The organism is Streptomyces sp. NBC_01460, assembly GCF_036227405.1.
GTDB lineage: Bacteria > Actinomycetota > Actinomycetes > Streptomycetales > Streptomycetaceae > Streptomyces.
Map to the genome: position 1 here is coordinate 15,674 of NZ_CP109473.1, position 20,258 is coordinate 35,931.

The 20,258-nt window shown below is 68.5% G+C and carries 13 protein-coding genes and 4 pseudogenes; 7 read left to right on the forward strand and 10 right to left on the reverse strand.

The annotated features are described in order from the left end of the window. Positions 1 to 20: 20 nt before the first annotated feature. Positions 21 to 491 (reverse strand): hypothetical protein, encoded by a 471-nt coding sequence (locus OG488_RS00065; protein ID WP_329224679.1) that lies wholly within the window; start codon positions 489 to 491, stop codon positions 21 to 23. A gap of 191 nt (positions 492 to 682) precedes the next feature. Between OG488_RS00065 and OG488_RS00070 the strand changes: the two are divergent. From OG488_RS00070 to OG488_RS00080, 3 genes and pseudogenes are all read left to right on the forward strand, one after another. Continuing rightward, a pseudogene (locus tag OG488_RS00070) lies at positions 683 to 907 on the forward strand (helix-turn-helix domain-containing protein); the annotation flags it as partial. A 90-nt stretch (positions 908 to 997) separates the two neighbouring features. Next, positions 998 to 1,552 carry a hypothetical protein gene (locus tag OG488_RS00075; RefSeq protein WP_329239314.1) on the forward strand — a complete coding sequence of 185 codons (555 nt, stop codon included), beginning with the start codon at positions 998 to 1,000 and terminating at the stop codon, positions 1,550 to 1,552. 105 nt (positions 1,553 to 1,657) lie between these two features. Continuing rightward, on the forward strand, positions 1,658 to 1,978 hold the full coding sequence (locus tag OG488_RS00080; protein ID WP_329224681.1) for a hypothetical protein: 321 nt from the start codon (positions 1,658 to 1,660) through the stop codon (positions 1,976 to 1,978). 626 nt (positions 1,979 to 2,604) lie between these two features. Here the strand turns inward: OG488_RS00080 and OG488_RS00085 are convergent. From OG488_RS00085 to OG488_RS00105, 5 genes and pseudogenes are all read right to left on the reverse strand, one after another. Further along, positions 2,605 to 3,885: a glycosyltransferase family 4 protein gene (locus OG488_RS00085; protein WP_329224683.1), complete on the reverse strand. Its 1,281-nt coding sequence runs from the start codon at positions 3,883 to 3,885 to the stop codon at positions 2,605 to 2,607. A 948-nt stretch (positions 3,886 to 4,833) separates the two neighbouring features. Further along, positions 4,834 to 7,101 carry a DEAD/DEAH box helicase gene (locus OG488_RS00090; protein WP_329224685.1) on the reverse strand — a complete coding sequence of 756 codons (2,268 nt, stop codon included), beginning with the start codon at positions 7,099 to 7,101 and terminating at the stop codon, positions 4,834 to 4,836. Positions 7,102 to 7,194: 93 nt separating this feature from the next. Next, positions 7,195 to 10,221 (reverse strand): SMC family ATPase, encoded by a 3,027-nt coding sequence (locus tag OG488_RS00095; protein ID WP_329224687.1) that lies wholly within the window; start codon positions 10,219 to 10,221, stop codon positions 7,195 to 7,197. Further along, entirely contained in the window at positions 10,221 to 11,375 is a 1,155-nt protein-coding gene (locus OG488_RS00100; RefSeq protein ID WP_329224688.1) for an exonuclease SbcCD subunit D, read from the reverse strand. Before OG488_RS00100 ends, OG488_RS00095 begins: the two co-directional genes overlap by 1 nt. Positions 11,376 to 11,954: 579 nt before the next feature. Then, positions 11,955 to 12,143 (reverse strand): annotated as a pseudogene (locus tag OG488_RS00105) (carboxymuconolactone decarboxylase family protein); the annotation flags it as partial. A 68-nt stretch (positions 12,144 to 12,211) separates the two neighbouring features. Here OG488_RS00105 and OG488_RS00110 point away from each other — a divergent pair. Beyond that, positions 12,212 to 12,568 carry a winged helix-turn-helix transcriptional regulator gene (locus tag OG488_RS00110; protein WP_329224691.1) on the forward strand — a complete coding sequence of 119 codons (357 nt, stop codon included), beginning with the start codon at positions 12,212 to 12,214 and terminating at the stop codon, positions 12,566 to 12,568. A gap of 659 nt (positions 12,569 to 13,227) precedes the next feature. After that, a pseudogene (locus OG488_RS00115) lies at positions 13,228 to 14,059 on the forward strand (SDR family oxidoreductase). Positions 14,060 to 14,341: 282 nt separating this feature from the next. Here OG488_RS00115 and OG488_RS00120 read toward each other — a convergent pair. Both OG488_RS00120 and OG488_RS00125 read right to left on the reverse strand, forming a co-directional pair. After that, entirely contained in the window at positions 14,342 to 15,424 is a 1,083-nt protein-coding gene (locus tag OG488_RS00120) for a hypothetical protein (protein ID WP_329224693.1), read from the reverse strand. 596 nt (positions 15,425 to 16,020) lie between these two features. Next, positions 16,021 to 16,353: pseudogene (locus OG488_RS00125) on the reverse strand (transposase); the annotation flags it as partial. Positions 16,354 to 16,648: 295 nt separating this feature from the next. Here OG488_RS00125 and OG488_RS00130 point away from each other — a divergent pair. Continuing rightward, positions 16,649 to 17,457, forward strand: a protein-coding gene (locus tag OG488_RS00130) for an IS5 family transposase (RefSeq protein ID WP_329224695.1) whose coding sequence is annotated in 2 segments (ribosomal slippage) — positions 16,649 to 16,988 and positions 16,988 to 17,457 — 810 coding nt in all. Because the reading frame shifts where the segments join, the coding sequence is not laid out codon by codon here. 5 nt (positions 17,458 to 17,462) lie between these two features. Here OG488_RS00130 and OG488_RS00135 read toward each other — a convergent pair. Beyond that, the gene (locus tag OG488_RS00135) at positions 17,463 to 17,864 is read right to left on the reverse strand and encodes a DUF6896 domain-containing protein (protein ID WP_329224697.1); all 402 of its coding nucleotides are present in this window, start codon (positions 17,862 to 17,864) and stop codon (positions 17,463 to 17,465) included. Positions 17,865 to 18,246: 382 nt separating this feature from the next. On the opposite strand from OG488_RS00135, the gene OG488_RS00140 reads away from it, so the two are divergent. Next, complete coding sequence (locus tag OG488_RS00140) at positions 18,247 to 19,305, forward strand: BTAD domain-containing putative transcriptional regulator (protein WP_443074190.1); 1,059 nt, start codon at positions 18,247 to 18,249, stop codon at positions 19,303 to 19,305. 33 nt (positions 19,306 to 19,338) lie between these two features. Here OG488_RS00140 and OG488_RS00145 read toward each other — a convergent pair whose 3' ends face one another. Next, positions 19,339 to 19,998, reverse strand: a complete 660-nt coding sequence (locus tag OG488_RS00145; protein WP_329224700.1) for a cutinase family protein — start codon at positions 19,996 to 19,998, stop codon at positions 19,339 to 19,341. Positions 19,999 to 20,258: the final 260 nt, after the last annotated feature.

The window sequence follows — 20,258 nt, forward strand, 5'->3', positions numbered from 1 at the left end:
GGCGGGGCCGTGACCGATGGTCAGTGGCCGTCCTCGCCGGGTCGGCACGGCGTGCAGGCTGACGAGTCGGCTGCCCACAGGGGCCGGTCCACGTCCCAGCCGGCCGCAGCAAGGATGTCGGCCGTGCGGGCAACGGAGCCGTCGCCCTTCATCTCGACCTCGGGCACGTGGTGCATGTAGGCACCCCCGTTGAACCGCTCGCACAGGGCGAAGTACTCGACCGTGTCGAGCATGACCATGTGGACGCCGATGTCGACGATCTTGCCCGGCCCCATGCCGAGGCCGCGGCCCTTGTTCTCCATGGCCGTGATCAGGTAGGCGACGGCCTGGCCGAGGACGCGCTCGGCCATGACGGAGTCGAAGGGGTAGTCCCGCATGAGCAGGCCGACCAGCTTCGCCCACTGGGTGTCGCCGATGTAGTCATGCGGGCTGCGGGCGGGAGAGAGGGGGTCGGTGGTTCCACGGACGGGGGTCTCAAGGATCGCGGTCATCGTGGGTCTCCTTGGGCCGGCCCCCGGCTGGGGGCGTTGGTAAGAGGACACCGCGAACAGCTGGGTCGCGGGGGTCAACGCCCGTGGTGCGCAAGCCGTTTGCACGTCCTGCACACGCCGTATACGCGGGCCGGGAGAACGCCTACCGTGGGGAGACGGCTCTCCGTGACCGCTCGGCCGATGGAGGCGCGATGCGTACCGTTGAACCCTCGTGGGACTCGCCGCAGGTGAGCAGACTCGCCTCTGCCCGTGACCTCGGTGGACTCATCCGGCTGGGCCGGGACCGGTTGGGGTGGCGGCAGGCCGATCTCGGCAGACGGATCGGCTGCTCGGCCTCCACGGTCTCCCGGCTAGAACAGCGTGGGAGCCGCGCTGACCTGCGACTTCTCAAGCAGGCAGCCCTCATGGTCGGTATGCCTGCAAATGTCCTAGCGGAGTCTCTGGGGTTAACGGAACCTGCGACCACTAGAGTGACGGCGGTAGGTCCACGAGTGGAGGAGGACCCCATGCGCCGCCGTACCCTGCTCGCTGCGGCAGGCCTGGCCGCACCGGTCGGACTGCTCGCTGGGATGGACACAGCCCTGGCGAACACACCCGACCCCACCGGCTCGCCCGTCCCCCTCGACCAGCGCCTGGCCGCCGCCCGAGCCGCGTTCGACGCTGGGCGCAATGAACAGCTGCTGCGTACGCTCCCGGAACTCATCGGCGACGGCCACGACGGCGTTCGTCGAACCCGTTCCGCTCTGGCGTACGCGCGGCTCTCTTCCACCTACAGTCTCGCCTCGCAGGTGCTGGTGAAGGTCGGTCGCTACGACCAGGCCCGCCTCACCGCCGATCGGGCCACCGTCTACGCCGAGCTGTCCGATTCCCCTCTCGCCGCCGCAGCAGCGGCCCGTGAGCTGAGCATCGTGCTCCGCCATCAGGACCAGCCCGCAGCAGCGGAGCGCCTCATCCTCGACGCAGTCGCAAGGGTTGGAGCGACCGGGTTGAAGAGCGACGCGCAGGCCTCCGCATTCGCACAGATGCTCTGCACGACCTCCTACACCGCGGCGGTCGCCTGAGACCGGCCGCAGGCCCTCAGCCTGATTCAGGATGCCTCCAGGGCCGCCCGAGACCTGCCTGACGAGGCGCCGGCGGGACGGCTGTTCCCCGTCACTCCCGCATCCGTGGACCTGTACGCCGTCAGCGTGCACTGGGCCCTGGGTGATGCGGGCTCGGCACTCGAAGCGGGCCGGGGACTGAGGCCGGGACAGTTCAAGACCGCGGAGCGACGCGGCAGGATGCACACAGATCTTGCCCGGGCCTGGTGGCAGTGGGGCAAGCCCGAACAGACGGCTGCCGAGCTCCTCTCCGCAGCTCAGGTCTCTCTGAGCGAACTGCGCGACCGCCCCGCGATCCGACAGATCGCGGCCGAGGTCTACGGCCGCTACCCACGCACCGCCGGCGTCCGGGAGATGGCGGCGGCGGCCGGCCTGCGCACTGCCTGACCACCGCCGTACACCTCAGCCTGTCGCCCCGGCCTCCGCAACGGCCTGGTCAGCAGGCCCGCCGAGGCAGCACAAGTGGCAGGACCCAGGGGCGGGCGGCGAGCCAGTCCATCAGCTCGGAGACCACCCACACGATGGCGCTGACGCTGCGGAGCACCTCGCCGCCGGTGTAGGCCTGCTGTGCGTGGCCGAGGCTGTGCGCGTCCCCGGGCGGGGCGGCGGGCGGTCATCCGCTATTCCGGTCCCACGGGACCAGGTACGTCGCCCTGGACCGCGCTGGTCTTACCCGCTAAGAGCTGATCGGGCAGGGACACGTCTACCGCGGCCTGACGGAGGTCGTGTACGAACACGCTGCTGTTTACGGTGCCTACCACGCCCCGCCGTGCCTTCCGGTCCCGCACCGAGCTTAGCGGGAGTGCTCGGCGCGGCTGAGCAGCAGCGGACTCCGGCCGTAGATGGTCGGAGTGTGCTCCTGCCGGATTGAGTCTGCGGCCCCGCACGAAGTGTTCGCTGGCGTCGAGGTTGACGAAGCGGTGGTTCAGGGCGTGGTGAGGATAGCGGCGGTTGGCGGGGAGCAAGCGTTGCGTTGAAGAGTGGAGCAGGTGCGATGCCGATGCCGGAGTGGCCTATGCCGGGGCGGCGTCCGGCGCGGAGGTGCCAGAACTCTGTGGCACGGTCGTAACGTGAGTGCGTGGCGACGACCGGGCCACGGAGCGTGGCAGTGGCGAGTGCCGTGAAGAGGGTGGCGAAAGCGTCACGCGGTGCGGCCATCTGGAAGAGCAGCATGCTGTCCGCGGTGAACGGTTTGCCAGGGACGGCGGGGAGGTCCCCCCAGCCGAGGGTGTCGCCGCCGTCATGAACCACATGAACCCGTCTCTCGCGGCATAGGCGAGCGTCCCGGACGCGACCAGCGCCGACCAGGAGTACGCGATCAGCACCGCTCGGTTGTGGGAGTAGCCGATCTCCAGCAGGCGATGGTGCAGGTGTCCTCGGTCGACCGGGTACGACAACCTGTCCTTCCGCGTGCGGCGGACAATCATCAGCGCCAAGTCGGCGGCTTGAAACGCGATGATGAACAGCGGAAGCAGCAGCGGAAGACAAACCGGCAGCATTTCACGCACGGCTGCGTCCTCGGACCCAGCGAGTGACTTCAGTGTGCCCGGATCGACCTGCCCCGTCATCGAGATAGTGCCCGCGGCGAGCACCAGGCCGAGCAGCATCAAGCCGGAGTTGCCGAGGAAAATCCGCGCCGGGTGCGCATTATGCGGCAAGAAGCCCAGACACATTCCTATCAAGATGGCCGCGAACAGCATGGCCGGGGCGGCGGTCTCGATGCCGTTCGACGCCCGGACGCGGCAGGCGAACAAGAAGAACGCGACCGCCGTAAGGCACACCATGCCGGTCGCGAGACCGTCGAGACCGTCCACAAAGTTGACCGCGCTCTTCGAGACGGCAACCAGCAGCACCGTCAGGAGGGCGCCCTGCCACTGGGTCAGCTCGACCGTGCCGACGCCCGGGACTGGCAACCACAGAATCGTCATCCCCTGCATGACCATCGCGCCGGCAGCAGTTGTCTGGCCGCCCAGCATGATCAGGGAGCTGAGCTCGAACTTGTCGTCCAGCACGCCGCACAACCAGATCAGTGCTGCCCCTGAGAGCAAGGCCCGCGATTGATCGAATGTATCGAAGGCCGCGCCAAGACCAGTGAGGCGACCGGCAACCAGCAGGCCCGCGCACAGGCCGAGGAACATGGAGATCCCGCCGAGCCGCGGAGTGGGCTCCCGATGCACGTCACGTGCCCGGATCTCCGGCATCGCCCTCACCTTGATGGCGAACTTTCGTACCGGTCCTGTCAGCAGGTATGTTGCGGCAGCCGTCACGCACAGGACGAGGAGATAGTCACGCACGAGTGCCTCGCAAACGGCTCACGACGAATTGTCGTTGTCGTTCAATGGCTACCTCATGCACATAAAGTCCCCCGGCCAGCTGTCCGTCGGCGTAGGAACGCGGTCCCGCTGACGCGCAACACCATACTCACCTGCCGTGCGGCCCGGCCTGATCTTGATCAGTTCGTGCCTCCCAGTGAGGTTTACCCGGGCCTCCGAGACCGGCTCTACGGCCCCAGGTGATGGCGATCGAGTCGCCTGTGGGCGTCGACACCCCCTTCCAGGGCATCCGGCTACTGGCCCCACGCGCCCCTGCTGTCCTTCGACATCGCCCCGGCTCACTGGACCAGCATGTCTACTGGCGCCTTGCCGACCGGCAGCCGTTCACCGGGACCTGCGCGAGGCTCTGGCGAAGTTCTCCGTCGTCCTGGCCGAGCAGGTCCCGCTCAGGGGCCCCTCCTGCGACTTCGCTCTCTTACTCTCCGGCGGGCTGGACTCCTCGGTGGTGGCCTATCTGCTGCGGCCGCCGATCTGCGTCAACCGTCCGCTACCCCGGCCAGGAGCGACTCGACGAATCGCGGATCGCGGCCCGGCTCGCGGCGGACAATTGAGGTCGGCACCTGCGGGAGGCGCAGCAGGAAGACCGGCGAAGCCTCGAACCGTGGATGAGCCCCAGGCGGGCGCCCGAGGGGTGCCCACCAGGGGTTAGGGGCCTGTAAGGACGAGGGCGCTCCGTGGCGGAAATCCATGAGTTCGGCGTCGTAGCACCTTGCAATCCCAGACGTGGGGGCGCAGCGGTGCCTTCGATTGCCTGGCTTGCGTACTTCGCCCTGGGGGCTGGCGGACCTCAAAGGTCCCGCCTCGGTTGTCACCTGGGACTGCCGTGCACACATCACGGGACGTTCAACGGTTGCGGCGAGAGCCGGCCGACGGATCTGAACGGCATCCCGCTCCGCCGGCAAGGTGCGTCTACCAGCGCATGTCGAGAGCGTCGAGTGCGTGGACCCGGTCGGCGGGCAGGCGTTCCTTGCGGCGGCGGGTGTTGCTGATCCACTGTCCGAGTCGTACGGGTTCTCCGTCGAGGTGTTCGACGTGGCGCTGAGGAACCTCGAGGTGACCCTCCCGCTGGTGGAAGGCGCGGGCGGCGGCCAGGCCCTGGTCTGGCTTGCGGGCGGGTGGTTTGCGTTTCTTAGGGGACGGTCCGGTGTTCTGGGTCAGGCTGAGGCCGGCCAGGAGCTGTTGCTGGGTGGAGTGCAGGCGTTCGGGGTGCAGCCACTGGTGGTGGAGCCACTCCCCCAGGCGGTGCCCGTCTTCGGTGGTGTAGTTGCGGGGCACGTCGGTCAGCTGGTTTCCGGCTTCCTGGTGTCTGCGGGCAGCGTGGTAGGTGCGGTGCCAGGTCAGTGGCCAGGGCGGGTTCCAGTACGGGTCAAGGTCTTGGAGCGCCTGGGATCTGGCGGGGGTGAGGGTGTCGGCGCGTTTGCGTTGGGTGGCGAGCCAGCGGCCGAGGGCGAAGCCGTCCTGGTGGTGGTCGACGGGGGCGGCGAGGTGGCCGTGCACGGCGGCGTAGACGGTGGCGTGGACGAGGCCGCGGTCGAAGGCGTGCTGTTGAGGGTTCCAGATGATGCCGAGGCGTTCGAGGGCGTGGGTGCGGGCGGGGTCGAGGGCGCCGGTGGTGTGGAGGTGGCGTTGCCAGGTGAGCCAGCGGCCCAGGGGGTAGCCGTCGGGGTCTTCGTGGGTCTGGGGGGCGTCGAGGTGGTGGTGGGTGCGGTGGTAGCGGCGGGCTGCGGTGAGGCCGCGGCGCCATTCGGCGCTTTTGGGGTTGAGGACGCGCAGGGTGAGGGCGAGGGCGACTTCTTCTTGCTGGGTGGGGCGTTCGAAGTGGAGCCAGGCGCCTGGGTCTTCGGTGCCGAGGGTGGGGCGGTGGGTGCGGGGGTCGGCGAGGCGGGCGGTGAGGCGTTCGTCGTGGGCGCGCAGGGCTTGGACGGTGCGCCACAGGGGGGTGTAGGCGTCGGCGCCGAGGAGGTCGTCGGGGTCTTCGTCGGGGGTGAGGTAGACGGGCACGACGAGGGTGGCTTTTTTGCCGGCGCCGGGGGTCTGGCGCAGTGCGCGGCCGACGGCTTGGACGGTGTCGACGGGGCTGTTCTTGGGGTCGGCGAAGACGACGGCGTCGATGGCGGGGACGTCGATGCCTTCGCCCAGGACGCGGGCGTTGGACAGGACGGCGGGTTGTTCGGGGTGGGTATGGGTGGCGAAGTCGAGGAGGATGCGGCGGCGGGTGCGGGGCGGGTGGGTGCCGCTGATCCACTGGGACCACAGGCCCTGGGGCTGCAGATGGGTGGGGAGGGCGGCTGCGGTGTCGGGGAGGGTGGTGGCGAACGCGCGGGCGTCTTGGACGCGGTGGTGGAAGGTCAGGACGCGGCGTAGCTGGTGGTCGTGGATGGCTCTGAGGACGGCGACCTGGTGTCCGGCGAGACGTAGGCCGTCGGCGCCGGCGCCGGGGCTGGTAGCGAGCCAGTCGCGCAGGTCGGTGTTCTGGATGACGGGGACGAGGATCTGGTAGTCGGCGAGGAGGCCGAGGTCGATGGCGTCGGAGAGGGTGAGGCGCCAGGCGACGGGGCCGAAGAGCGTTTCGTCGTCCATGGACGCGACGGGGGTGTCGCTGTGGTCGGTGTCGGGGTCCCAGATGCGGGGGGTCGCGGTGAGGTAGAGGCGGCGGGTGGCGGGGACCTGGTCGTCGTGGTGGATCCCGGCCCAGGCTTTCCCGAGGCGGCCGGCGGTGCGGTGGGCTTCGTCGACGACGACGAGGTCCCAGGGCTGCAGGTGGTGGTCTCGGTGGGCGGCGATGACGGTGGGCAGGGAGGCGTAGGTGGCGTAGACGGTCACCGGGCCGGTGGGCGGTGCGAGTTCGGACAGCTCGGCGGGCTTCGTCGTCATGGGGAGGTTGCCGGCGGAGGGGTGTTCCATGGCCTGGCGGGCGGAGCAGACGGCTACCGCCGGGCCTTTGTGGCCGGCCGTGTGCCAGGAGCGCACCGTCTGGGAGAGCAGGTCCAGTGTCGGGACGAGGACCAGGACCCGCCCGCGGGGGGTGAGGCGGGCGGTGGTGCGGGCGGCGATCAGTGTTTTTCCGGTGCCGCATGCGGCGATCACGCTTGCCCGCGGATGGGTGCGCAGCGTTTTGACCGCGGCGGTGACGGCTTCTTTCTGGTGGGGGCGGAGTTCGATCGCGGTGCTCTGCATGCTCTCCTGGCCGGTTCTGGTTCGGGATGGTCTTCTTGCGTGCCGCGGGTGCGGCGGGGGTGCTGGTGGGTTTTCTGTGCGGTGGGTCTGACGTTACAGATCGGTGCTGATGAGCGGGCGGAGGGTGGAGCCGTTGCGGTTTTTCAGGACGTTGAGCTGGCTGGGGATTCGGCGGCTGAGTTCGGCGACGTGGCTGACGATGCCCACCGCGCGGTTCCCGGCGCGTAGTTGGTCCAGGACGTCCATGACTTCTTGCAGGTTCTGTTCGTCGAGGGTGCCGAAGCCTTCGTCGATGAAGAGGGTTCCCAGGGGGCGGCCGCTGGCTTCCTGGGTGACGACGTCGGCCAGGCCGAGGGCGAGGGCGAGGGAGGCGGTGAAGGTTTCGCCGCCGGAGAGGGTGGAGGTTTCGCGTTCGGTGCCGGTCCAGGTGTCGAGGATTCTCAGTCCCAGGCCGGACTTGAGGCGTCCGCGTCGGCCTTGGTCCTTGTCGGCGGTGTGCTGGAGGAGGTAGCGCTCCGAGGTCATGGCCTGGAGCCGGATGTTGGCTGCCTCGGCGATCTCTTCGAGTCGGGCGGCCAGGACGTAGGCCTCGAGTTCCATGCTGAGGGTGTTCGCGGTGGTGGTGGCGGAGGCGATGCCGGCCAGGCGATCAACTAGGGCGTGGCGGGCTTGCAGGGGTTCCAGGTCGTTGAGGCGGGCTGTGAGGGTGGAGATCAAATCGGTCAGAGCGGTGACCCGGTGGCCGGCCTGCTGGCGGGTGGCCGCAGTCTTCTTCATGCGATCTTCGGCCTCGAGCAGGGCTTTGGCGGCTGCTGGGAGGTCGGCGGGGGGCTGGAGGCCGGCTTCCTGCAGGTTCGGGGTTTTCAGGAGGTCGGTGACGACGGCGTCGTCCTTGCCCCACTGGTCGAGTTCCTGGCTCCACTGGTCCAGGAACTGCGGGTCCTTGAGGGCGGCGGTTGCCTCCTCGAGAGTCAGGAACCCCGCGTCGTGGGCGGTAGTGGTGGCGGTGGTCGTAGCGTCATGGTGGCGGGAGGTTGCGTCGGCTGCCTTCTGGGCGGCGTCGATCGCGCCGGACAGGATTTTGGCGGTGCGGGTGAGTTCGGTGATGCGCTCGCCGAGGGTGGTGGCGGTGCCGCGTGCTGCGGCAAGGGTGTCGGCGAGAGCGCTCTGCTGCTGGGCCAGGGTTTTGATGCGTGCCAGGCATTCGGTCACGCGGTCCTGGGCTTGTTGGCGCTGCTGGGTGCGGGTGTCGTGCTCTGTGCGGAGGTGGGTCAGGGTTTCCTGGGCTGCGGGCAGTGCGCCGGCGGCGTCGCATGCGGCCCGGTGGGCTGCCTTGGCCGATTTGAGCTGGGCCTTGAGCTCGTCGCTGGGAGTGGGGCCCGCTGCTCCGGCTGCTTCGGCATGCTGGGTGGCGAGCTCGTTGCGGCGACCGCCGGCCTGAGTGTGCAGCGTGTCGGCCTGCTCGTAAAGGGCGCGGGCCTTCTCCTCGTCCTGACGTGTGGGCTGGTCGGGAAGGAGTCGGGCCCGGTTCGGGTGGTCGGGCGAGCCGCAGACCGAGCACGGCGCACCGTCGATGAGTTCAGCGGCCAGCTCGCCGGCCATGCCCTCTAGGCGGCGTTCACGCAGGTCGAGCCACCGCGTTCTGGCTTCGAGGGCTTCAGCGGCACGATCGGTTTCCGCTTGTGCGGCCGAAGCGAGTTCGGTGGTGAGCGTGTCGCGGAGGCGTGCGGCTTTGAGGTGGGCGTTGAGTGTCTGGATGACCTGTTCGTGTTGCGGCACCTGGTCGGCGGCTTTGGTCATGTCGCCGAGGAGGCTGGTGTGTTCGGCCTCCAGGTCAGGCCATGCGGCCAGCCATTGCCCGGCTTCCTCGAGGTCGGCTTGCGCCTGCTCTGCCTCGGTGCCGAGCTCGGTGATCTGGGCACCGAGCTGTGCGTGGCGCTGCTCGTCCGGCAGCAGCCCTTCGACGCGGCCCCTGTCGGCGTGGTGCTGTTCCAGGGTGGCCTGCAGCTGGGGAATGCCGGTGCGACGGTCTTCTTCGGGCAGCTGGGTGCGGGCCTGGTCTTCGGCTGTCGTGGCCGTGTCCAGGGCACGTGAGGTGTGCTTCACGGCCTCCAGGAGGGGGCGCAGCGGTTCGGCGCGCCGGCCGTTGTCGAGTTCGTCGCGCAGGTGTGGGTGGTGGGCGGCCTTGTCGTCGAGTGCTGTACGGCGCGCTTGGGCTTGGGCGTGCTGGGTCTGCCGGCCTGCGAGTTCGTGCGTGTGCTGGTGTTCGGTCTTGGCGTGCTGGTGTTCGGTGTCGCTGCGTTCCTCGTCGGCCACCGCCTCGGTGTGGGCGTTGACGGCGAGGGTGCGCAGGTGCTGGGCCCGGGGCAGGAGGTCGGCGGGGTCCTGGGTGTCGGGTAGGGCGGCCTCGTCGGTGCTGGTGCCGTCTTGGTGGAGGAGGGGGCCGGCTTCCTGGTGGATGCGTTCGCTGAGGTGCTGCAGGGTGGCCGTGACGTCGTCGAGGTCCTTCTTGGTGGCTTTGCTCCGGTCGGTGAGCCACGCCTGGAGTTCCTGGAAGCGTCCGGTGTCGAAGAGGCGGCGCAGCAGCACGGTGCGGTCCTTGGCGTCGGACCGCAGGAAGGTGGCGAAGTCGCCTTGTGGCAGGAGGACGACCTGGCAGAACTGTTCTTTGGACAGCCCCAGGGATGCTTCGATCTCTCTGGCGGTGTCCTGGTGGTTAGCGCTGACCGGCTCCCACCCTGTGACGCCGTCGGTGTCACTCCACTGGTGGAGTTCGACGGTGGCTTCGGCGGTGGCGGTGCCGGTCTTGGCGCGTCTGCTGGGGTAGGTCTGCTTGGGCTTTCGTGTGATCCTGAGGCGGCGGCCTGCGGCGGTGAACTCCAGGATGACGTGGGTGCGTGTGTCGGTGGGGGCGTGGTCGCTGCGCAGGCGGTGGGTGGGGCGGATGCCGGGCACGGTGCCGTAGAGGGCGAAGCAGACGGCGTCCAGGATGCTGGTCTTGCCTGCGCCGGTGTCTCCGCGCAGGAGGAACAGGCCGTTGCTGGTCAGGGTGTCGAAGTCGACGGCTTCTGTGCGGGCGAAGGGTCCGAAGGCCTGGACGGTCAGGTGGTGGAGGTACATCAGCTGGCCTCTCGTGCGGCGGCTGCGGTACGGACGCTTTCGAGTCCGTCTTGCAGCAGGTTCTGCTCCGGGACGGTGGCGGGGACGCCGGTGACGTGGTCGAGGAACCCGAGTGTGATCTCGTGGTCGCTGCGGCCGTTGACGCGGGAGCGGTAGGACTGGGTGTCGTTGTCCCGCGGGTGGGAGAAGCTCAGCTTCAACGTGTGGGGGAACCGCTCTCGCAGACGTTCCATGGCCATGTGGGGCCGGTCGGTGTCGGTGAGCGTGATGTGCAGCCAGCAGTCCTCGTAGTCGGCGTGCTCGGGCTGGGTGAGGAGGTCGTTCAGCATGCCGGTCAGCTGGCGCAGGCGGCGGGGCACGGGGCACAGGATCTTGCGGGCCGTCAGGTCGGTGCCGGCGCCCAGGTCGATCAGCCAGGTGGCTTTGGGGTGGTCGGCTTCGGAGAAGGAGTAGGCCAGCGGGGAGCCGCTGTAGCGGACGCGTTGGCTGATCTGCTGGCATCGGTGCAGGTGCCCCAGTGCCACGTAGTCGACTCCGGTGAACACGGAGGCGCTGACCGAGGGGACGCCGCCGGCGGTGATGTCACGCTCGCTGTCGCTGGTGTCGGCTCCGGTCACGAAGGCGTGGGCCAGGACGACGGAGCGGGTGTCGGCCGGGCGGGCCGCAAGGTCGGTGCGGACCTTGTTCATCGCCGCGCTGAGCACAGCGTGATGGCTGGGCTTCTCGGCCCCGAGATGCGTGTGGACGAGGCCGGGCTCGAGGTAGGGCAGACCGTAGAAGGCGACCGGTCCGTGTTCGTCGTGCAGAACTGCGGGGCGGCCACAGTCCTCCACGCTGGTACGCAGGTGGATTCCCGCGCGCTCGATCAGCCGCGAGTTGACGCCCAGCCGGCGCGGTGAATCATGGTTCCCGCTGATCATGACCAGGGGAACCTGCAGGTCGGCCAGTTCTCCCAGGACCCAGTTGAACAGGTCGATCGCGTCCAGAGGGGGGATGGCACGGTCGAACACGTCGCCCGCCACGGCCACCGCCTCGACGCGCTCTTGGCGCACCGTGCCCAGCAGATGTTCGAGGAAGGCGCGCTGCTCCGAGAGGAGGGACACCCGATGCAGTTGACGGCCGAGATGCCAGTCCGAGGTGTGCAAGATCCGCATAGACGCAGACGGTAACCACCTGGACGGGTGTTACGGACGGCTTTCCCGATAAACGACCTTCGTCGTACCTCTGAACAGGTACGCGAAGCAAGACTCCCCTCCAGGTACCAGAAGAGAAGGCGCTCAAGGGCGCTGGCCGCGACCTCACAGTCACACCGGGCACACAAGGCTGACGTGGCGTTCGGCGTCGGCACGGACCGCCCGCCATAAGCGGCATGGCAGTCGCCTGGACCGTTGGCACCACCCAGGGCACCCTCATCGCCGGCGGTACGCCTGTGCGGCGTGGCCAATACCGCTCGCACTGTTCCCGCTGCTGGCAGAATCGATCAAGATTTCGACATCCGCGGGGGAACATGTCTGTTCAACGTGCTCAAGCACCCATGCAAGACCCAGAAGGAGACAAGGAGTTCAGAAGCGCAGTTTGGAAGCAAGGTTGCGTTGGGTTGCTGCTCCTTGCGGTTGGTCTCTGGCTCATGGGCAAGGGGGGCGTGGAGTTCTCCAGGACAGATGGCGAATACACGCTGTGGGCCGTTGCTCCGTTCCTCGGGCTGGCCATCGCACCTCTCGGGTGGACCTTTCTGCGGGGAGGAGTCCGTGGCCCAGCAGTCCGGCGCCGAGGGCGAACATGCGTGACGCCAGCTCCGGGTTTCGGTGCAGTACGCGGAACAGCGCGAGCGGCTCGTGCGGCACACCCGGCGGCATCCATCGGCGGAGCCCGCGGTCGACGCCGGCGGCGTAGGGCGGGGTGAGCGGTTCTATGCGTGGCATCACGACACCTCCTACTTCGGTTTTCGAACCACTATGATACTTCTGTAATCGAAGCGCAAGGAGTGGATATGGAAGCCAGCGCGCCACGTCCGGGTGTGCCAGTACGGGGGTCGGAATCGGGCCTTCCGGTGATGGCCGCACTCGACCTGCTCGGCAGGCGTTGGACGATGCGGATCCTGTGGGAACTGAGTCAAGCTCCGGTCGGCTTCCGTGAATTGCAGCGCCGCTGCGAGCGCATGTCCTCCAGCGTGCTCAGTACCCGGATCGACGAACTGTCCGGCGCCCGCCTGCTCACTCTGGACGGCGAGGGCTACCGTCTCACCGAGCTCGGCCAGGACCTTGTCGAGGCACTGAGCCCGCTGAACGCCTGGAGCCGACGCTGGGCCGAGGAAACGGGATCGGCGACGGCAGGAGGGCCGGAATGATCACTGAGCGGCGGTGTTGATCAGGCGCCGTGTTGACGGTCCAGAAGACGTCAGCCTGAGAAGAGGTGTACCAGCCTCGCCCTGACCCGCCAGCGCACCCCCGAAAACCAGCCCGCCCGCAGCCGCGGCTGTAGAACTGGAAGCCAACTGATCGTTCGAGAGACGAGGAACATACTGTCGGCAATCCGCAACACAGCCGAGCAGGTGCGAGCGACCGCGCGGCGTATTCTGGGCTGAAGTAACGCAACCCCCGCCACGCGGTGGCACGCGAAGGCGGCGTCTCGGCATTCGGCCATCCAGACCCTCACGGCCCGCTGCCCCTGCATCCCAGATAGTGCGGACCGGAGTTGTCGTCCGCGGGGGCTGTAACCAACGCTTCGCCCGTGTCGCGCAGCATCCACCGCGCCCTTTGCCGTTGGAGCATTCACTCGGTAGCGGGCGATCACCCTGGAGCGGAAGTGAAACGTGGTGAGTCGAGGAGGGGGAGGGAGGTCGTTTCATCGCCGTGGGCATGGGTGTCGCCGTACACGCGAAGGAGCACAGCCGAGTACGAAGAACGCACCCACCCTCGGGCGTAGCCACGCGTCGTCTTGACCTGAAGCGTGATTGAGGTTCTAACGTGTCGCCTATTCGATCATCCGACGATGGGAAACACTTTCGTGATCCTCGTGACCGGAGCCACAGGAAACATAGGCAGTGCCCTTCTGGAGGAGCTGCACGCACGCGGCGTCGGGCCGCTCAGAGGACTCACCCGCGCTGCCGCACGGATCGACTTCCCCAAGGAGTCGAGGCTGTGGAGGGCGACTTCGCAGTGCCTGCATCGTTAAGGCCCGCGCTGGAGCGTGTGCGCTCGCTGTTTCTCGTGTCGCGTCTTGGCTCGGACGCCGACATCCTCGAAGCTGCCCGGCAGGCGGGAGTGGAACACGTCGTGCTGGTGTCTTCCATCACCGTCCAGACCCACCCGCACCTCGGCCCGGCCGCCGAGAACCTGGCGGTGGAGCGCCTGCTCAAGGAGACCGGCATGGCCTGGACGATCCTGCGGCCGACACAGTTCGCTTCCAACGCCCTGATGTGGGCTGAGTCCATCCGTGGCCGCGGGACCGTCCGCGCGGCGTACGCCGGGATCGCGCTTCCCACCATCCACCCCGGGACATCGCATCGGTGACACGGGTGGCACTGACCGAGCCCGGCCACCACGGACGCACGTACGCCTTGACCGGGCCAGAGCCGATATCCGCCCGCCAGCAGGTCGAGGTCATCGCGGCAGCAGTGGGTTGGGAGATTCCCTTCGCCGAGATCAGCCGTCGGCAGGCCCACGAGCAGATGGCCGAGGCCTTCGGGGCCGAGGCCGCGGACGCGGTACTCGACGTCACGGGTGGAGACATGAACCCTGAGCTTCTGAGGGTGCGCGACACGGTTTCTCAGGTCACCGGAATGCCGGCTCACCCGTTCCGGCAGTGGGCTTCGGAGAATGCCGACGCCTTTCGTTGAATCGTCAGTGATCCCGGGGGGGGGAGCGGTCAGGTCGTGGGTCCGGCCTGGCGGGGCGGAGCATGGTGACCCACTCGACCAGCGCGTGCGGCAGTTCGAGTCCGGCAAAGCAGGCAACCAACGACGCTCCTGTGCAGACGGGCTGGGACTTCGAGCACCTCTCCAACGGCACAGGAGCCTCGTGCGTTGCGGGTCCCGCCTCCGTGAGGCGGCTTGTCACACACCCTGAGGCGGTGGCATTTCTGCCACCGGCGGCGGAGGGTGTGTGAGGGGCCCGGCAGCTCATTGGATCAGGTCGGTGTGCGGATGCTCGGGGGAGGTCGGGCAGACGTACATCTGCATGTTGTCGGTGCTGCCGACTTCGACCTTGGTCGGCTGTGAGGGATCCTGGCCGCAGCAGCTACCGGTGGTGTTGGCGGCGAGGGCGGCGGCCTGTTCTTCGCGAGGAGCCCAGCTGTGTCCCTCACCGCCGTCCCATTCGGATGAGGCGATGGTCAGCAGCGGGACCATGCGCACCTCGCAGACCGCGCAGTACCGGGGAACGGGGTCGGTGCGGCCCCACGGCGGCCAGCCGCCGACCTTCCAACCCGGCGCGTCTGCCAGATGGGGGTTGTAGAAGTCGCACGGATACTCTGCGTAGGAGCTGTCCACGCCGGCACCGGCTGCTTCCCATCTGCTCCAGTCCTCCACCATGAGCCGCATCTGCGGGCTCAGGTCGAAGCTGTTGGGGTATTCGGTGATCGCTTCCGGTGCCAGCACACACGGCTCCGGAAGATAGCCCCAATGGTTCACCTCGTACGGTTCGGGCGGTGTGGCGAGGAGGTCGACGACTGCGGCGGCGGACCGCCAGAACAGCGCGGTCGACGGCTTGTGATCCGGAGTGTGGTCGTAGGGGCACCACAGGATCTGGAGCAGATCGGCCTGTCCTGGCGGCCTCAGCAGGGGTATGTCGCGCAGATACAGCTGGGCCACGGGCAGCAGGGGCACGGGGCAGTCGGCGGGCGGCGGACCGGCGGCGAATCGCTCCGCGAGCCGGGCGGCGTTCCGCTCCTTGACCGCCGCCTCCTCGGGCGTTGCCCCGCGGCCGCTGTGATCGCGGTGCCATCGGGCCTGCTTGCGTCTCTTGAGCCGCACGTCGTCCGGTGACTCGCGGAACCCGCTGTCCACATGCAGGTGCGAGGCTTCGCAGTGCGGCCACGGCTCGTCGGCCGGCCACAGCAGCGGCCCCCCGACCGAGCTCTCCCCGGCCGAGGGCGACCCGGGACGGGGGTGCAGCCGGATCGCGGGGCGAGCCAGCGGCGCCAGCTCAGGAAAGACCGCGGTGACGTCCACGGGCCGCGGCGGAGTAGTACGTACGAGAACCATGCCAGTGATCCTGTCACCAGCCACTGACAACCCCCGGCCGCCTCAACCAGGCTCGGGAACGACAGTGTTCGGCTGGTCACGTCCAATGCATGCGGCCCCGGCGACAGCTACGGCGAGCCCACCGGTGTGACGCCCAGCGTGCTTCGGCCCAGCCACCACTCGACCAGCGGCACTCGGAAAAAGTTCGCTGGTCAGTGGAAGCCTGGCGAGCTGGGCCCCGACCACTTTCGCCGGATGCTGGCGACCGGCCATGCGGGCAGCTTGTCCAGCCTCCAAGCTGAGTCCAGCGACCTCTGCTGATCATGGGGAGGGATCTTTGTGGGCATGAGGGTGCACTGCACCATCGACCCGAGAGGACTGTTATGCCCTTCGTGTTCCTGGCTGCCAATGGGGGAGGATCCGGCCTACCAGTGTGGGGACAGATCGTTTTCGCGGCCGTGTGGTTGGTCATCGGAGTCTTGGTTGCGAGGGGCCTGATTCGCAGGCGGCGTCAGCAACGGTGAGCTCGCTCTGCGAAGTTGACGTCGTGTGCAGATCGAACCCGCAGGCAGTCCACGCCGTGCACGCTGCCCTCGAAGGACGTCCACTGATGTACGGGCGGTTGGTTCGTCGTCCCGGCCTTCCTGCCTGCGGACTTGGCGTCGGAGGAGGCTGTTGAGCTGGTCGAATACGCCTTCTTCCTGCCAGCGGGCGAAGTAGGCGTAGACGGTGTTCCAGTGGGGGTAGTCGTGCGGCAGATAGCGCCACGGGATACCGGTGCCGTTCACGTAGAGGACCGCGTCCAGCAGGCTTCGCAGGTCGTGATTCGGTGGCCTGCCGATGTCCAGCCCGCGGCCTCGACGCTCTGCCCGCCAGGCGGTCAGAACTGGCTCGACCAGCTCCCATCGGGCATCGGAGAGGTCACTTGGATAGCGACGGCGCTCAGTCATGATTCTGGAGCACCGGCCGGCCGCGGACCCGGCCCAGGCGCATGCATCAGGCGCGCGAAGCAAACGGCGCACGACGGCGCGTCCTGGGATGAAACAGGAGGAGTGCGGGCGAGACCAAGGCATCAACACCCCACCAGCACCACCGGGACCCGAGAAGCACCCATCTCATCCAAGCCGAGTCGCATAGCACCTGAAACCGCATCAAGAGAGGTGTTAACACCCTCGTACTGATCGTCCAGAATGAGTTGAGTTGTGGGTCTTGCGCTCGACGATGTTGGTCGGCAGGGCGTCCTGCGTGCGTGCTGATCTTGTTCCTGACGGCCTGTGGGAGCGGGTGGCCCCGCTTCTGCCGCCCGCGCCTGAGAGGCGCCGTCGCTACCCTGGGCGGCTGCGTGTTCCTGACCGAGCGGCACTCGTCGGCATCATGTATGTGCTGCGGACTGGTGTCGCGTGGCGTGACGTCCCCGCCGAGACCGTGGGCTGCTCCGGGGTGACGGCCGGGCACCGGCTGCGGGACTGGACCGAGGTCGGCGTGTGGCCGCGCCTGCATACCGCCCTGCTGGCCGAGCTTCGCCGTGCCGGTCTGCTGGACCTGGACGACTGCTCCGTGGACGGGTATCACGTCCGGGCCCTCAAAGGGGGGATCACGTCGGCCCCTCGCCCGTCGACCGCGCCCGTCCCGGCTCCAAGCACCACCTGATCGTCGACCGTCACGGAACCCCGCTCGCGGTCACGCTCACCGGCGGCAACCGGCACGACGTCACCCAGCTCTTGCCGCTGCTGGACGCCGTCCCGCCGATCCGGGGTCGGCGGGGACGTCCCCGCCGCAAGCCCCGGCGCCTGTATGCCGACCGGGGCTACGATTTCGACAAGTACCGCCTCGTGCTGTGGAAGCGGGGCATCAAGCCGTTGATCGCGCGACGCGGCGTCGCCCACGGTTCCGGACTGGGCAAGGTGCGCTGGGTAGTCGAGCGTTCCTTCGCCTCGCTGCACCAAGTCAAACGGCTCCGCACCCGCTACGAACGACGCGCCGATCTCCACCAGGGCCTGCTCGAACTGGCCTGCAGCCTCATATGCCTGCGCCGCCTGCGCACCCCGTCCTGAAGCAATCAGCTGGCGACGCTGAACCACCCCGGTCGCACCTCGGCCAGAAGCGGTTGCAGAGACCGCACAGCGGTCCGCATGTCCTGATCCGTGACGTCAAGAGGCTCGGGCAAGCTCAGCCCGTACCAGCGCAGGCGCCAGAGGTCGAAGATTTCGCTCCCCTCGGCTGCGAAGTCGACATCGACCTCGGTGCCGTTGTCGCTGGCGAAGCGGCACCCTGCCCCATGAACCGTGTATGAGTAGGTGCCGACCTGCCCACTCCGGCTGATCCGGCGCGAACGGACCAGGCCGAGGACATCTGCGAGTCGCTCAAGCGAGGGGATCGCCGCCCTCATGGCCTCGTCAACCGCGTTCAGAGCGCCGACGAAACCAAGCACGAGCCCCCGTGCATCCCCAACCCGTTCCATACGGTGTCACCCCCCGAGCCCATGGCTCAAGGGGATTGTTCCATGGGCCGCAAGCGTCTCCGCAGGGCGGCATTCTGGAACGATCAGTTAGCCGGGCCAGGCACACCGTCGTGCTGAAGTCCAGGACGCGGGCCCCAGGCGCTGTTTTGGCCCGGCTCGCTCACCTTTGGGCCCCGGGGGCCCTTGCTTCCGGCCCGTGCAAGGAGCCCGGGTCGCGCCTGTCACTCCGGAGCGTTCCGGATGCCCCGCCCCGCTCCCCCGCCACTAGCGTGCATGTGGCGCCCGCCAGACCGACCAGTCAGGATCCCGGGGAGCAGCGATGCCGATGACGGCAACCACCGAACGCCCAACCGCCACTGTGCTCAGGCAGCAGGAGCTCAGGGTGCTCTCAGCGGTCGGCTGCGGTCTGCGGGACGACGAGATCGCCGACGCCCTCGCCATCCCCGAGGCCGCCGTGGCCGCACACCTGGCGCGGATCCTCGCGAAGCACGGTCTGCGCGACCGGGCCGCAGCCATCGTCCACGCCTTCGACTGCGGCCTGGTCCTGCCAGGTCGCGGCCCCCGGACGCGGACGGCGAACCCGGTGCCACAGCCCGCCGCCCCGCCGGCCGGGCCGAAGATACGGATCTCCGTACTCGGTCCTTTGCAGGCGTGGCAGGACGGGCGGCCCCTGAACCTGGGGCACCTGCGCCAGCAGGCCGTCCTGGCGGCGCTTGCGCTAGGCGCGGGGCGCACTCTCAGTCAGCAGGAACTGCTCGGTGACGTCTGGGGGATGGAGCCGCCGGTCGCGAACGTGGTGCCGGTGTACATCTACCGGCTGCGCAAGGCCCTGCGTATCGGAGGCGACGCGGACTCTGTCATCGAGCACGCCCGGCGCGGTTACCAGCTGGTCCCCGGAGCGGTCGACGTGGACGCGGCGCGCCTGGAGGAGCTGGTCGCGCACATCGGAACGGCCGACCGGGAGGGCGATCCGGCCGAGGGGGTCCGCCTGTGCACCCGGGCGCTTGAGCTGTTCCGCGGCGAGGCCCTGGCCGGTCTGCCGGGACCTCTCGCCGAACTGGAGCGGCTGCGGCTCACCGAGCGCAGGATCGCCATCGTGCGGCAGAAGGCCGAGTGGCAGCTGCGGCTGGGCCAGGATTCGGAGGCGATCGCCGAACTGTTCGCCCTGTCCGCCGAGCACCCCCTGAACGAGCCGTTGGCCGCGATGCTGATGCGGGCGCTGTTCCGTGACGGCCGGCAGGCCGACGCGCTGACCGTGTTCGACCGTGTACGCCGTCGGCTTGCCGACGACCTGGGAGTCGCTCCGAGCCGGATGCTGCGCCGGACGCACCAGATGATCCTGCTCGGCGACGAGGCCGGCCTCGCCCTCACCGCCGAGCGGCACGGGCGCACCGCACCGTCGGCCGGCGGCCGGTTCGTCCCGGACGACGGCGGACGGTGAGGGGGGTGGCCACGTACCGGGCGGCCGCCGCGGTTACCAGGAGGCGGGGTGCCAGGCGCCGTTGTACCACTGCTCGTTGGCGCCGTCGTTGTGGTGATCCATGTTGAAGTCGTTGGGGTAGTTGTTGATGTGGTTGGCCGGGTAGGTCCAGATGCCGGCGGACTCGTCACAGACGTAGTCCCAGTGACAGATCGTCTTGACCGGGATGTTCCCGAAGAACTTGTCGGCGCCGGCGAGCGGAGCGCCGATGATCCCGCCGAACGGCACGGATCCGCCGTTGGCTCCGGGCGGGGCCTGGCGCTTGGGGTCGGCAATGAGAACGGCGTTGACGTTGCCGAACGTCTGCCAGTTCTCGGTGACCCAGGTGTGCACCACCGCGGCACCCAGGGAGTACCCGCCCATCTTCACGTGCTGGTCCGGGCAAGCCCAACGCTGGTCGCGCACCAGCCGGTTGAGTTCGTTGACGCCGGCGCGGGCGCTCGCGCCGTTGGGGATCTGGGTGGGATACCCGACGTGCTGCTGGATGTTGCCGGTGAAGCCGTCGTTGTTCCAGGAGCTTCCCGTGCCACCGACGACGATCGTATAGGTGCCCTCGCACGGAGCAGCTGCTTGCGCCGGGGACCCCTGCGCCACTGAAAGCCCGGCAGTCAGCAGAATTCCGGCCGACGCGGCCGCGATGCTCTTTGCTCGCATTCGATCCTCCTCATGTAGTCGGCCCACACGGCTGCCCTGTCGGGCGGCACGCGATGGGCCAGGGTCACCGGACGACAGTGGCAGCGGCCGATGACCTTCCGATGAAACCCGTGGGCGGACGGATCGAGGTCGGCGGGCCCGTGCGGAGACCGATTCCCCCGGTCTTGCCGATTCCATCGATCCTTCATCGGTGCCTTCTACTGTCAGCCGCCTACGACCGGAGAGGAACGGCCGCCCCCGTAGGACTCCGGCGGCCGCAC